We start from the raw sequence: 13913 nt of genomic DNA, 5'->3' as shown, positions 1-13913 counted from the left end.
TGAGATGACAAGGGAGAGTAGTCGGGTGCCGATCGTGGCCAATTCTGTGTCCACAAAAGGTAAAGAGCGGCATTTCGATGACGCCCTTCCGTCAGGCGCGTACGAATAAGCGAGGAAAGATCATGGCACGATGCGTGCTGGAGCGTTCTGCAGCATGACCCAGGCCTTGCGAATCCTCGTGGCGGATGACTATGCGGATGGCCGCGACATGCTCGCATTCGTGCTTGAACGCCAGGGATACATCGTCGCAACTGCCGAAGATGGCCCGACCGCCCTGGCCCTGGCCACGGAATTTCAGCCCGACGTGGCCATTCTGGACATTGGCATGCCTGGTGTCAGTGGGTACGAAGTGGCGGAGGAACTCCGTCGCCGGCGCGGAGCGACGCTCACCCTCGTGGCGCTGTCAGGTATGGGGGAGGCTGCGCACAAGGCCCGCGCCGCTGAAGCGGGATTCGATCGGCACTTTACGAAGCCGGTGGACATTGAATTGCTGTCGGCGTTCCTGGCCGAACAGGACATTGGCCGCAATGAACGCTGACGTCGAGATTGAGATGGCGGGCCTTGCGGCAGACGCCCAGCGTAGCGAACAGCGTTTGCGATTCGCCCTGGATGCAGCCGCCATGGGCACATGGGACTGGAATTTCACGACCAACCACATGCGATGGTCCGACAACCTCGAGGCGCTCCATGGTCTGCCGTCGGGGAGCTTCGACGGCACCTTTGCAGGCTTCGAGCGCGAGATTCACCCCGAGGATCGGCCCCGTGTGCTTGAGTCGTTGCAGCACTCAAAAACGCACGGTACGCCCCATCAGGCCGAGTACCGCATCGTCGCGCCCGACGGCACCGTGCGTTGGGTCGAAGGCAAAGGCACGGTGGAAGTCGAAAACGGCGTTCCGGTGTGCATGGGTGGTGTGTGCATCATGGTGACGGCTCGCAAAGAGGGAGAACTCGCGCGGCTGACCGCGGCCGAAGAGGCCAGCCGGCACAAGGACGACTTTCTCGCCACGATGTCGCATGAGTTGCGGACGCCGCTCAACGCCATCCTGGGTTGGGTGCAGATGTTGCAGATGGGCGGACTGTCGCCGGAGCGGACCGCGCAAGCCATTGATGTCATCGGACGGAATGCGCACCTCCAGGCCCGACTGATAGAGGACATTCTTGATGTGTCCCGGATCGTCACGGGCAAACTCGAGGTGGAACGGCTGCCGGTGCGTGTGACTGAACTGCTGGAGCTCGTGGTGGCGGACTTGTCGCCCGTTGCCGATGAGAAGGGCATAACGGTCACCAAGGTTGTTCCCAGAAGCCTGCCGTCGATCGAGGGCGATCCGAAGCGGTTGGGTCAGGTGCTGAGCCACGTGGTGTCCAATGCCATCAAGTTCACGGGCGAGGGCGGCCGCGTCGTGATTCGCTGCGCGCTCGTCGGCAGGGCGATCGAGGTGCAGGTGCAGGATTCGGGCGTTGGGATGGCTGCAGAGTTCCTGCCGTATGCCTTTGAGCGCTTTCGCCAGGGCGACAGCCGCTCCACCCGGCCGTACGGCGGGCTTGGCCTGGGACTCGCCATCAGCAGACACCTGGTGGAACTTCACGGTGGCAGTATCACCGCCGACAGCGAGGGCCTCGGCTGCGGCACCACCATCACGATGCGCTTGCCGCTGAGTGAAAGCCTTCCGCAGCGCAAGAGCGCCGCTTCGGAGGCGCCCCCTGCGCGGGTTGGCTTGCGCATGGATGGACCGGGACTGCTGATGAGCGGACCGGCTGAAAAGGGATTGTCAGTGTATTCTCGGCGCAATGTGGAGGATCGACCCTGATCGGCACACGTCACTGGTCTGTCCGCGATGCCGGCGGACCGATGATGGCTCTCTCTCGATCGGGTTTCTCGAGCCTCGCACCGATCACCTCGCCTGTGGGCGATGTCACGGCACCTACCCCGTCATTGACGGTGTGCCCGTTGTTCTGAAAGATGCCGGTGCCTGGAAGGCCGAGACCGCCGATGACGCTGCGCTGGTGCGCATCTTCAGCCATTGCGGCAGCGACCCATTGGCGGGTCGCGTTGAGGATCTCGTCAGCAGACTGAGCGGGAATATTCTCGATCTGGGGTGCGGCGGCGGCGGGTTGTACCACCGGCGAGACGTGATCGGCGTCGACTGGAACCTGGCGCTGGCGCGGTCCTACGGGCCAACGGCGATTGTGGCCGACGCCGCCGACCCGCCATTTGCGCCGGCTGGGTTCGACAACGTGCTCCTGTTGAACCTGCTCGACTCCTGTGCCAACCCGCGACTGGTGCTCGCGCAGGCCGACGCCCTCCTGCGACCGGGAGGCACCCTCGTTGTGAGCTGCCCTTACGCGTGGGCAGACCGTGTGCCTTCGGCGGAAAGGTTCTCGGCCGCCGAGTTGCTCGCGGCACTCGGCGGAGACGGCGAGGCACTCGGTATTCGTTCGCACTACCAGGTCGACTCGGTCGAAGACCCCGTCATCTGGCGCCTGCGACTTTCGGCGCGGCTCGTGCAGGAATACGCCTGCCAACTGGTTGTGGCGCGAAAGGTGGACGGGGTTCACACGAGACGTGAAGGACTGAGGGAGCCGGCACCCCCGCCGCCAGCCCCACCGATCGCCGAGGTGAATTGGGACGAAGCACTGGACTGGCCCGACATCGTGTCTCCAGCATGGAAAGACCCAAAGCGCCTTCGGCGACTCGCCGAAGACCGCGCGGGTGGGCGCCGCTATCTGATGTTGCCCGGCTTTCTCACGCGCGAGGCCGCGGTGGCGATTGCGGCTGAAGCCGAGGCATTGCCATACGCACGGTTCGACAGCGACGTGGTGCAAGGCGACAAATGCCTGCTCCATGGGAATCAACTCCGCGACTGGCGCAAGTTTCTGCTTGGCGCACGCACGCGCAGGCTCCTTGGTGGACTGCTGGGTCGCGAATTGCCCGATGGCCTGGTGATCAACGCCTGGCGGATGTTGCCCGGTGATGGCATGGCCGTGCACCCCGACGGGCGTCTGTACTGGGCCACCGTTTCGCTGGGTCTGTGCGACGGTTGGACCGCAGCCGACGGTGGCGCCATCGCGTTTGGAGATCCTGAAGGCCCGAACTTTGTCGTCCGCGAACGATGGTATCCACACCTGGGCGATGTCTCTCTGTTCGTGCCGACCCCGACGACCTGGCACATGGTGGAGCCGTCTGCCCGTCGTCGACTCACGGCAACCGGCTGGTGGGTCACCCGTTGAGCGATCCGTGGGTGCTGGGCCTGGCGGCCTCGCATAACGGCGCCGCGTGCCTGATGCACGGGCACCGAATTGTCGCGGCCATTCAGGAAGAACGCCTGACGCGTCGGAAGTACGCGCCACTTGTTCCAGCCCGCGAGTTCCGTGCCTTGGACTATGTGCTCGACGCCGCGGGAATTGCTGTGGCTGACCTCGACCTGGTGGTGTTGTGCCCGCTGCAGCCACCGTCAGCGCCCTTCAACAACCTCGGACTTCATCCGCGGTTGGGCACACGGCCGCGCGTCACCATCTCGCATCACCTCGGTCACGCCATCGGCGCCCACGCGTGTTCCGGGTTCTCCGACTCGATGGTCCTGGTTGTGGACGCGATGGGCTCTCGGGTGGACGATCTTCCGGAAGGTGAGCGTGCGGTCATTCGCGGCTCTGCGATCGGCAGGGAAGTGGTCTCGATCTATCGCGCGTCGGGCGCCACCGTGACGCCGGTCGAGAAACACGTGGCCGCACACCCGGATGTTGATGACGATGGCGACGGCCGGCCGCGGATGTTCCCGTTCTCCAGCCTGGGATTCATGTACCAGACCGTGGCCGAGCAGGTCTTCGGCAGCTGGCACGACTCGGGGAAGCTGATGGGTCTGGCGGCCCATGGGTCGGCAACCATTCCCGAGTCCGACTATTTCTCAGTGGTTGATGGTGCGCTGCGATTCGAGGACCACGTGCCTCGGAAGTTCCGGCACGCTGACCGCTGGCCCGAACGGCGCGCCGAGTACACCGATCTTGCCGCGAGCACCCAGGCGGCCCTCGAAAGCGGACTCGGCGTGTTCGTCGATCGCGCCGCCCACAACTCGAGCGTGCGCCACCTCTGTTACGCCGGCGGCGTGGCGCTGAACGTCACAGCCAACGAACGTCTCCTTTATCGCGGCGGCAGGTTCGACGATGTGTTTGTGATGCCGGCGGCGGAAGACTGCGGCACCGCTATCGGCGCCGCGTTTCATGGTGTCTGGCATCTGACCAGTGAGCATCGCCCGCTCCGAGTGCCCGACGACTTCCTGGGCCGGCGGTACGGGACCTATCCCGCTGGCGGCGCCCGGGCAAAGGCCGATGCCGCCGAAGTGGCCGACCTGCTCGCTTCCGGCGCCATCGTCGGCTGGTTTGAGGGCGGTTCAGAGTTTGGTCCGAGAGCGCTTGGGCATCGGAGCATCCTGGCGGACCCCAGGCGCGCCGACGTCAGGGCGAAGCTGGATGCGATCAAGCGCCGGGAAGCGTTCCGGCCGTACGCACCAGCCATCCTCGAGGAGCGTGCGGCAGAGTGGTTCGATCTCGGAGAGACATCGGCAACCAGTCCGCTGATGTTGCGCGCTCCCGCCTTCCTGCCAGGTCGCCGCGCCCTCGTGCCGGCGGTGGTGCATGTCGACGGCACCGGGCGCGTGCAGACCGTGCCGAGCGGGGCCGGAGGACTGCGCGATGTGCTCCAGGCGTTCGAGGCCGCCACCGGTGTGCCGATCGTGCTGAACACGTCGCTCAATGCACGAGGTCAACCGATGGTCGAAACGCCCGACGAGGCGCTGGCGCTGCTTCGGGAAATTCGACTGGACGCGTGCGTCGTGGACGGCCGCGTCTACATGCGCTGACAAAACGACATCTGTGACAAAACGACCTCTGAGGTAATGACCGATCAGTTGCAACGGTCATTACCTCAGAGGTCGTTTTGCTCTCAGCGGTCGTTTTGATCATCCTGCCTCGACCGGCTCGTCTTCCTCCGTGCGCCGGCCGCGATCGGCCCGACTGTCGGTGACGACGGCGGGGACAGGGGGCGGTGCGGAGAGATCGCCCGCGTTCAGGAGTTCGTCGGTCACGTACTCGAGCGCAGGGTCGTCTGACCGCGAGAGAAGCGCTTCGAGCGGGGAACGCGGCTGGTCCAGTACTTCGCGGATCTGCATCGAGGGCCAGTGCCCGTCCGCGCGTTGCGGCACGTAGCGGCACCAGAACCCGGCGTGCCACCTCAGGAACTCGCGCGCCCGCGTCCGCCCATGTTCATCGTCGCCCCAGTGTTCAAGGGCGAGGGCCGTGTAGCGGCGGTAGATTTCAAGGCGCTCCTCGGCGGTGATGTCCCAGTAGCCCGACGTGAGTTCGCGGAAGAGCCACGGCTTGATGAGGGCTCCGCGGGCGGTCATGAGCGCCGCGCATCCGGACGACGCCAGGCGCTCGTGCACCTCGTGCGGAAAGAGCAGGTCGCCGTTGCCGATGACCGGCACCGTCAGGGCCGCGGCGATTTCGGCGATCGCATCCCAGTTGGCGGGGTAGCGGTACCGGGCTTCGCGGGTGCGACCGTGCACAAAGACGCCGTCGGCGCCGCCTTCCACCGCCGCCCGCGCCAGTTCAAGATAGTTGAGCTGATCGGCTTTCCATCCAAGCCGGATCTTCACGGTGACCGGTACCGTGACAGCCGCCTTCATCGTTTCGACAATGCGACGGACCTTGGACGGCTGGCGGCCCAGCGCCGCGCCCAGGCCCATGCGCGTGAAGTGGTCGATCGGGCAGCCCAGATTCACATCAACGAAGTCCGCACCGCGTGACTGCGCCAGGGCGGCAGCCCAGGCCATTTCTTCCGGCTTGTTGCCCGCCAGTTGCACACCGAAACACGGCTCATCGGGTGCCCGGCGCAGCAGCGCGAACTCACTGCCGCGGCGCTGTTTGAGGCGGCGGGCCACGGCCATCTCGCTGACGAGCACCCGAGCGCCCAGTTCCACACACAGACGCCGGAACGGCAGGTTGGAACCCTTGGTCATCGGCGCCACAACCAGGGCACCGGAGACGAGATCGTGAAATGACATGCAACGATTATGGCGCTTTGGTCCGTGGGCTTGTTAAAGTGTGCCGATGGCAGGTCGAGTGACCAACGTTTCCTTGCGCGACGGACTGCGCGCATTCGTCGCCGAGCGTCATCCGTTCGGGTTGCCTGCCGTGTTGTCCGCGTTTGATGTCCTGACAAGCGTCGAAGACCTGGCCTGGGTGCGCGATCGACTGCGCCGGATGCTGCCCGACAGGATTCGGATACACCTGACCCACCATGCCTCGCCTCCGGTGGCGACGACGCCCGGAGTGGGCAGCGACGTGCGAGCGGCGCACGCCACGGCGGAACTGGTTGACGCGGTCGATGGTTTCCTGGCGCGCTCGGCCATCGCTCAGTCGTTCACAGACGAGGAGCGCGTGGAGATGTTGCGGGGCATGATCCTGACCCGCGCGGTGGACAATCGCCTGAAGCACTTCTTCTCGGGCGGCGAGGTCAAGTACGGCGCTGCCTCGTTCCAGGGGAAAGGGTTCCGGTCGCTCGGACAGGAAGCGATCTATGCCGTGCCGCTGCGCCTCCGCCGTGGTCCGGCGTGGCGATCCGAAGCAGGCGCCTGGCAAGGCGATGTGGTGGCGCCGCTTATTCGCGACCTGGGTGCCGCGCTTGCAATGCGAAGCGATGCCGACGCCGTGCGGCAGGTCTTGAGTGCGCAGATGGGGAAGGCCGGCCCGCCGATGGGTGGGCGTGACCTGCATCTGGGTGACTTTGACTGGGGCGTGTTGCCGGCATCGGCGCCGCTCACCATCAGCACACTGACCGCCGCCGGCATGGGCTGCGCGTTCGCGCAAACACAGAGCGGGCGCATCGCGGTGTCGTTTATCGGCGAAGGCGGCTCGTCGCTGGGTGAATGGCACGAGGCAATCAATGTCTGCGCGGCGCGCCGCTGGCCCGTGTTGTTCTGCCTGCAGAACAACCAGACCGCGCTGTCCACGCCGGTGGCAGAGCAGTCGGCGGTGCGGGTGTTCGCCGACAAGGCCATCGGCTACGGTGTGCCGGGGGTGACCATCGACGGCACGGACCCCGAAGCCATTGCAGCCACGTTTGCGTGGGCAGCCGAGCGCGCCCGGGCGGGCCACGGCCCGACGTTGATTGAGTTGGTCGCCATGCGGATGTGCGGGCATGCCCATCACGACGACATGCTTTACCTGGGCAAAGACCCCCAGCCAGGGTGGGACTACCCGCCACTCACCGCGCAGGGCTACGCGAATCCTGAGTTGTACGCGTTCTGGAAGGAGCGCGATCCCATTCCGACGTACGCGCGCCGGCTCATCGCCCGCGGCGTGATTGATGCCGCAGGTGTTGAGCAACTCAAGCGCGACGCAGAGGCGCTGGTGGATGCTGAGGCGCAGGCCGTGATTGCTGCGCCGTGGCCCGACCCCGCCACGGTGACGACCGGCGTCTTCCGCGACGACCCGGTGGACCGTCGTCGGGTGGAAGTGCTCGATCCCGAAGTGCGGCGGCGCTTCCGGTCGCGTCCTGAGTCGGCGATGCAGGTGGAGACGGCGCCGCCCTTCGACAAACGCGGCACCACACTGCTCGACGCCGTGATGATGGGCGTGGGCGACGCGCTTGCTGCCGACCCTCGCGTCTTTGTGTTTGGCCAGGACGTCGGCGGCAAATACGGCAACGCATTCCTGCTGCTGCGGCCGCTGCTTGAAAAATACGGCAATCGCATCCTCAATTCGCCGCTGGCCGAAGGCGCTGTTCTTGGCACATGCATCGGCGCGGCGCTGGCGGGATTGCGGCCGATCGGCGAAATGCAGTTCAACGACTTTGTCGCCACCGGGTTCAACCAGCTCGTGAACAACGCCGCCAAGATTCGATATCGATGGGGTGGCGAAGTGCCGATGGTGGTGCGGATGCCATGGGGCGGGCTTCGTCACGCAGGCCCGTACCACTCGCAGAATACGGAAGGGTGGTTCTATCGCACGCCCGGCCTGAAGATTGTGGCCCCTTCCACGCCGCATGATGCCAGGGCCCTGATGGCGTCCGCCGTGGCCGACGCCGATCCGGTGCTGTTTTATGAACACATCGGGCTGTACCGCGACCCGCGCATCAAGCAGCAGCTGGAAGAAGCCGCGCCTGCGCCCCTGCCTATTGGCAAGGCCGCCCTCCGGCGGGCGGGCACAGATCTCACGATCATTTCTTACGGCGCGTACGTCCACGTCGCGATGCGCGTCGCTGAGAAACTGCACGCCTCAAACATCGAAGCGGCCGTGCTCGACTTGCGCACCCTCGTGCCGCTCGATCGCGATGCGGTGCTCGAACTGGCGCGTGCCACCGGCCGTGTCCTGATCGTGCACGAAGACTCCCGCACGGGCGGGGTGGGCGAGTCGCTGGCAGCGATCATCCAGGAAGAGGCGTTTGAGTGGCTTGATGCGCCGGTGCGCATCCTGGGTTCGCTCGACTCGCCGGTGCCGTACTCGCCACCCCTCGAGGACGCGTTCCTTCCCAGCGAAGCTGACGTCGAACGCGCCGCCCGCCTCCTGGTTGGGTATTAGGGTGGCCAAAACCGAAGGCTGGCACGGCTGGGACACCTACGCGCCGTTTTACGACTGGGAGAACGCGCGCACCCTCGGGCGGCGCGACGTGCCGTTCTGGGTGAAGACCGTGGGCGAGACCCGCGGCCCCGTGCTTGAACTGGGCTGCGGCACCGGACGGCTTCTGGCACCGATCGCGCGCAGTTGGCTGACCTCTGAAGCCGACGCCAACCGACGGCTGCTTGGCATCGACCGTTCCGAACCCATGCTGGCACGCGCACGGCGGCGACTGGCGCGAGTGCCGAAGGCCGTTCGGCCGTCGCTGCTGCGGGGCGACGTCCGCGCGCTTCCGGTGCGGCCCGGTAAACTCGGTGCCGTCGTGGCCGCCTACGGCCTGCTTCAGTCACTCTTGAACGACCGCGATCTCGAGGCCACGCTCGCGTCGGCTGCGGCCTCCCTCAAACGCGGCGGTTTGCTCGGCATCGATCTGGTGCCCGATCTCGCCGTGTGGGAGGAGTACTCGGGACGCATTCCCATCCGGGGCCAGTTCGCGCCCGGCACCACACTTTCGCTGGTCGAATCGGTGCGCCAGGACCGGCGCAAGGGCCTCACCATCTTCGACGAACAATACGTCGTCCGCCGCGGTCGCGAGGTGCGCCGTCACCACTTCACGCTGACATTCCGGACTCTGCCAATGGCGCAGTTTCTTACGCAAATTGAGCGGGCCGGCTTCCGGGTGGACGATGTGCGCGGCAGTTATGACGGAGCGCCCTGGCACCCGGAAGCAGACGTCTGGGTGGTGCTGGCCAGGCGGCGGTAGCCCCACTCGGCCTTGAGGAACAGGCCGAGCTACATAAGGGGGAGAGGAACGTCGCTGCGTACGGGGAGAGGATCGTCGCTCGGGCTGTTCCTCAAGCCCGAGAACAGCCGCGTGTTACGATAAACGGTCCATTTTTCCGCCCGGAAGGGCGGCATTTCACGCGGTGGGAGATCAGGCATGTCTGGCCATTCCAAGTGGCACACTATCAAGCACAAGAAGGGCGCGGCCGACGCCAAGCGCGGCAAGATTTTCACGCGCATCATCAAGGAACTGACGGTGGCGTCGCGCAACGGCGGCGGCGACCCCGACATGAATCCCCGCCTCCGCACGATCATCGCTGATGCGAAGCAGGTCAACATGCCTGCCGACAACATCAAGCGCGCCATTCGTCGCGGCACCGGTGAAGAAGAAGGCGTCAACTACGAAGAGATCATGTACGAGGGCTACGGCCCCGGCGGCGTGGCCGTGATCGTCGATACGATTACCGACAACCGCAACCGGACGGTCAGTGAAGTGCGCCACATCTTCGGCAAGTACGGCGGGAACCTCGGCGAAGCCAACAGCGTCGGCTGGATGTTCGACAAGAAGGGCCTGGTCGTGGTGGACAAGGCGAAGGCGCAGGAAGACACGCTGATGTCGGCCGCGCTCGACGCGGGCGCCGACGACATGAAGGACGAAGGCGATGTCTGGGAAGTGACGTGCAGCCCCGAAAACCACCAGGCCGTGCTCGACGCGGTGAAGGCCCTCGGCCTTGAGCCCGACCGTTCCGAAGTCGCCATGCTGCCGCAGAACTACGTCACCATCGAAGGCAAGGCCGTGGCCCAGATGATGAAATTGATGGAGGCGCTTGACGACTGCGACGATACCCGCAACGTCTGGACCAACGCCGACTTCGAGGAAAAGGACATCGAGGCCTCTCTGGCGTGAGGATATTTGGCATTGACCCAGGCTCGATTCGCACCGGCTATGGGTGCGTCGAGACTGGCGGCAGCCGCCACGTCCTGGTGACGTGCGGCGCCATTTCAGCGCCGGCCGGATCGGGGTTTGCCGAACGGCTTCACGTCATTCACGAGACCTTGTCTCGCGTCCTTCGCGAGACGTCGCCCGACTGCGTGGCCATCGAAAACCTGTTTCACGCCCGCAATGTGCGATCGGCCCTGCAACTCGGTCATGCGCGAGGTGTGGCCATGCTGGCCGCCGTGCAGGCCGGTGTGCCGATCGTCGAATACACCCCCGCGGAGATCAAGCTGGCGGTGGTCGGCTACGGCCGTGCCGACAAGGTCCAGGTGCAGCACATGGTGAAGTTGCTGCTGGGACTGACCGCGTTACCCAAGCCGTTCGACGCGTCCGACGCGCTCGCGGCCGCATTGTGCCACAGCCATTCCGGCACGTCTGCGCTCGCGCGCCGCACCACGCGGTCGCTGCCCCGGCACCTCCGGAACTGGCGCGACTACCGGCCGGCGACTGCCGGGCGACAGGCGCCGTGATCGCCTACCTTTCGGGTCGTCTGCTCGAGAAAGACGCGCGCCGCGTGCAGCGTCTGGTGATTGACGTGCAGGGCGTGGGCTACGAAGTGCTCGCGCCACTGTCCACGATCTACACACTCGGCGACGCGGGCTCACCCGTGGCGCTCCGCATCCACACCCATGTGCGCGAGGACATCATCCAGTTGTTCGGGTTTGCCACCGCGCTCGAGCACACGCTCTTCGAGCGCCTGATCGGCGTCAATGGTGTCGGCCCCAAACTCGCCCTCGCCATTCTCTCCGGGATCGAGCCGTCGGATCTCGGTCGCGCCATTCGCGACAACGATCTCGGCCGCCTCACGGCCATTCCCGGCGTGGGACGCAAGACGGCCGAACGCCTGGTGGTGGAGTTGCGCGACCGGCTCGCCCAGGACTTCGGCCAGGTGCCCGCCAGCCCATCCACAGGTGGCGCGGCCGTGCGCGAAGACCTGCTTTCGGCCCTGGCTAACCTCGGCTACCAGCGCGCAGCCGCCGACAAGGCGGTCGATCGCGTACTGGGTCGTGCGCCTGATGTCATGGCGTTTGAACCGGCACTGCGTGAAGTGCTGAAGGAACTCGCGCGATGAGCGACCCGCGCAGCGATGAGTCGATGCCTGGCGACCACCTCGTCGACGGGACGCCGCAGGATGACGACGCGCAGTACGACGCGGGACTGCGTCCGCGGACGTTTGACGAATACATCGGCCAGGATCGCGTGCGCGAGAACCTTCAGGTGTCGATTACCGCCGCGCGCCAACGCGCAGAGGCGCTCGACCACGTGCTCTTGTTCGGCCCGCCTGGTCTCGGCAAAACGACGCTGGCGTACGTGATCGGCAACGAACTGGGCGTACCCGTCCGCGCCACGTCGGGGCCGGTCATCGAGAAGCCCGGCGACCTTGCCGCGATGCTGACCTCGCTCCAGGCGCGTGAAGTCCTGTTCATCGACGAAATCCACCGTATGAGTCCGGTGATCGAAGAGATCCTCTATCCGGCGATGGAGGACCACGAGCTCGACATTCTGATCGGCCAGGGGCCGAGCGCGAGATCGGTCAAGGTTCCCCTCCAGCCCTTTACGCTGATTGGCGCCACCACACGTGCGGGCCTCCTCACGTCGCCCCTCCGCGCCCGATTCGGCATCGTCCATCGCCTGGATTTTTACCAGGACGTGGACCTGACAGAGATCGTCACGCGATCGGCGCGAATCCTCGGCGTGCAGACGGCGCCTGGCGCCTGCGAGGAAATCGCCCGAAGGTCCAGGGGGACGCCCCGCATCGCCAATCGGCTGTTGCGGCGCATTCGAGATTTCGCCGAAGTGCGCGCCGACGGCGTGATCACGTCCGAGGTCTGTCACAAGGCCCTGGAGTTGCTGGAGGTGGACGAACACGGCTTTGATGAAGCCGATCGCCGTCTGCTGCGCACGATCATCGACAAGTTTGGCGGCGGCCCTGTGGGGCTCAACAGCCTTGCGGCCGCCATCGGGGAAGAAAAAGACGCGATCGAGGATATCTACGAGCCGTATCTGATACAGATAGGGTTTCTCGATCGCACACCGCGGGGGCGAGTCGCCACTGCGCGTGCCTATGAATATTTCGGACTGATGGCTCCTGGAAAGGATCGATTGTGGTGACGATGAGACCGGTGAAGATTGCGGGGTTGGGCGCCTACGTTCCGCCCGGCGTGATCACGAATGACGACTTGTCGAAGTTGGTGGACACCTCGGACGAGTGGATCCTGCAGCGGACGGGGATTCGCGAACGTCACAAGGTGGCGCCAGGCGAAGCGACCTCCGATATCGCCAAGCCGGCTGCGCTGGCGGCAATCGCCGAGGCCGGACTCACGCCTGAGGACATCGACTTCATCGTGTTCGGCACCACCACGCCCGACACCATTTTCCCGAGCACGGCGTGTGTGCTGCAGGCCAAGATCGGCGCCACGAATGCCTGGGGATTCGATCTGGGTGCGGCCTGTTCCGGGTTTGTGTATTCGCTGACGACCGCGTGGAAGATGGTGGCGTCTGGAGCGTCCGACCACGCGCTGGTGGTGGGCGCCGATGTCATGTCGTCGATCATCAACTACAAGGATCGATCAACCTGTGTGTTGTTTGGAGACGGCGCCGGCGCCGTGGTGCTGTCGGTGGCTGGTCCGGATGAACCGTGCCTGATCGACTTCGCGAATGAGATCGATGGCCATGGCGGCGAGGCTCTGTGCATGCCTGCGGGTGGCAGCCGGTTGCCGGCCACGCATGAGACGGTTGATCAGGGCCTGCATTACATGAGGCAGGACGGCGCCGCCGTGTTCAAGTTTGCGGTGCGCAAGAGCGGCGAGATCGCCACACGTGTGCTGACGAAGAACGGCCTCACCGGCGCGGACCTGGACCTGTTTGTGTCGCACCAGGCCAATCGTCGCATCATCGAGGCCACGGCCGAGCGCATTGGCTTGCCGATGGACAAGGTGATCATCAACCTCGAGCATTACGGCAACACCACCGCCGCGACGATCCCTCTCGCGCTGGTGGACGCGCGCAAGGAAGGCCGGCTCAAAAAGGGCGATCTTGTACTGCTGACGTCGGTCGGCGCGGGCTTTACCGTAGGCTCGGTCTTGCTCCGCTGGAGCCTGTAAGGCTGTCGGTGCCGGTGGGGCGCAGCAGGCGGAGGTCCGCCCGGGCGCGCGTCTTGTGACCGCGAATCACGGCGCCTGTGGCCTCTTCCAGATCAATTTCAAGATAACGCCGCTGCAGCCAGCCCATCAGAATCGCCGGTAGCCGTGTGGTACGGCGGTCTGGGTCTCCTTCGCATCGCAGGATCCGGCCTCGTCGAGGCAGGTCCGCCGGGTCGGGTAGCGACAGCAGCTGGACAAAGGCGTCGAATCGCTTCGGATCGATGACCTGCATCATAAGAAGACCTCCTGAATTCGGCATTGTCACAGAGACGACGAAGTCCTGGCTGTCCCAGATGACACACCCCGCAGGCAGCGAGTGTCGCAAACGAGACAGACGATTGCAGGCCGGCCCACTACGCTGTGTGTGGGGAACTTATGAC

Annotated in this window: 13 protein-coding genes; 11 read left to right on the top strand and 2 right to left on the bottom strand. The window is 65.3% G+C overall.

Annotation, left to right across the window (positions count from 1 at the left end; genetic code table 11):
• The first annotated feature begins 130 nt into the window (after nucleotides 1–130).
• From IPL75_19660 to IPL75_19645, 4 genes are read left to right on the top strand one after another with little or no spacing between them, the layout of a single operon-like run.
• On the top strand, nucleotides 131–538 hold the full coding sequence (locus IPL75_19660) for a response regulator (GenBank protein MBK9242413.1): 408 nt from the start codon (nucleotides 131–133) through the stop codon (nucleotides 536–538).
• Entirely contained in the window at nucleotides 528–1808 is a 1281-nt protein-coding gene (locus IPL75_19655) for a PAS domain-containing sensor histidine kinase (GenBank protein ID MBK9242412.1), read from the top strand. The genes IPL75_19660 and IPL75_19655 overlap by 11 nt, the downstream gene beginning before the upstream one ends.
• Nucleotides 1789–3228, top strand: a complete 1440-nt coding sequence (locus IPL75_19650; GenBank protein ID MBK9242411.1) for a methyltransferase domain-containing protein — start codon at nucleotides 1789–1791, stop codon at nucleotides 3226–3228. The genes IPL75_19655 and IPL75_19650 overlap by 20 nt, the downstream gene beginning before the upstream one ends.
• Entirely contained in the window at nucleotides 3213–4853 is a 1641-nt protein-coding gene (locus IPL75_19645) for a carbamoyltransferase (protein MBK9242410.1), read from the top strand. Before IPL75_19650 ends, IPL75_19645 begins: the two co-directional genes overlap by 16 nt.
• Nucleotides 4854–4952: 99 nt before the next feature.
• Here IPL75_19645 and IPL75_19640 read toward each other — a convergent pair whose 3' ends face one another.
• On the bottom strand, nucleotides 4953–6056 hold the full coding sequence (locus tag IPL75_19640; protein ID MBK9242409.1) for a tRNA-dihydrouridine synthase family protein: 1104 nt from the start codon (nucleotides 6054–6056) through the stop codon (nucleotides 4953–4955).
• 46 nt (nucleotides 6057–6102) lie between these two features.
• Here IPL75_19640 and IPL75_19635 point away from each other — a divergent pair, with 46 nt between their 5' ends.
• The 7 genes from IPL75_19635 (at nucleotide 6103) to IPL75_19605 (ending at nucleotide 13494) form a co-directional block, all read left to right on the top strand.
• The gene (locus IPL75_19635; GenBank protein ID MBK9242408.1) at nucleotides 6103–8574 is read left to right on the top strand and encodes a hypothetical protein; all 2472 of its coding nucleotides are present in this window, start codon (nucleotides 6103–6105) and stop codon (nucleotides 8572–8574) included.
• 1 nt (nucleotide 8575) lies between these two features.
• Nucleotides 8576–9373, top strand: a complete 798-nt coding sequence (locus IPL75_19630) for a class I SAM-dependent methyltransferase (protein ID MBK9242407.1) — start codon at nucleotides 8576–8578, stop codon at nucleotides 9371–9373.
• Between the two features lie 177 nt (nucleotides 9374–9550).
• Entirely contained in the window at nucleotides 9551–10300 is a 750-nt protein-coding gene (locus IPL75_19625) for a YebC/PmpR family DNA-binding transcriptional regulator (GenBank protein ID MBK9242406.1), read from the top strand.
• Nucleotides 10297–10860 carry a crossover junction endodeoxyribonuclease RuvC gene (gene ruvC, locus IPL75_19620; protein ID MBK9242405.1) on the top strand — a complete coding sequence of 188 codons (564 nt, stop codon included), beginning with the start codon at nucleotides 10297–10299 and terminating at the stop codon, nucleotides 10858–10860. The genes IPL75_19625 and ruvC overlap by 4 nt, the downstream gene beginning before the upstream one ends.
• Nucleotides 10857–11462: a Holliday junction branch migration protein RuvA gene (gene ruvA, locus IPL75_19615; protein ID MBK9242404.1), complete on the top strand. Its 606-nt coding sequence runs from the start codon at nucleotides 10857–10859 to the stop codon at nucleotides 11460–11462. The genes ruvC and ruvA overlap by 4 nt, the downstream gene beginning before the upstream one ends.
• A 23-nt stretch (nucleotides 11463–11485) precedes the next feature.
• On the top strand, nucleotides 11486–12502 hold the full coding sequence (gene ruvB / locus IPL75_19610; GenBank protein ID MBK9242403.1) for a Holliday junction branch migration DNA helicase RuvB: 1017 nt from the start codon (nucleotides 11486–11488) through the stop codon (nucleotides 12500–12502).
• Nucleotides 12503–12504: 2 nt separating this feature from the next.
• Nucleotides 12505–13494 (top strand): ketoacyl-ACP synthase III, encoded by a 990-nt coding sequence (locus tag IPL75_19605; protein MBK9242402.1) that lies wholly within the window; start codon nucleotides 12505–12507, stop codon nucleotides 13492–13494.
• On the opposite strand, the gene IPL75_19600 is transcribed toward IPL75_19605, so the two are convergent.
• A complete protein-coding gene (locus IPL75_19600; protein MBK9242401.1) occupies nucleotides 13457–13768 on the bottom strand; it encodes a hypothetical protein in 312 nt (103 codons plus the stop codon). The two genes, IPL75_19605 and IPL75_19600, sit on opposite strands and share 38 nt — an antisense overlap.
• Between the last annotated feature and the right edge of the window lie 145 nt (nucleotides 13769–13913).

It is taken from the genome of Acidobacteriota bacterium, from assembly GCA_016716905.1.
GTDB lineage: Bacteria > Acidobacteriota > Vicinamibacteria > Vicinamibacterales > SCN-69-37 > SYFT01.
Note: the sequence above shows the minus strand (reverse complement) of the source record. Positions and strands in the feature narration are given on the sequence as shown.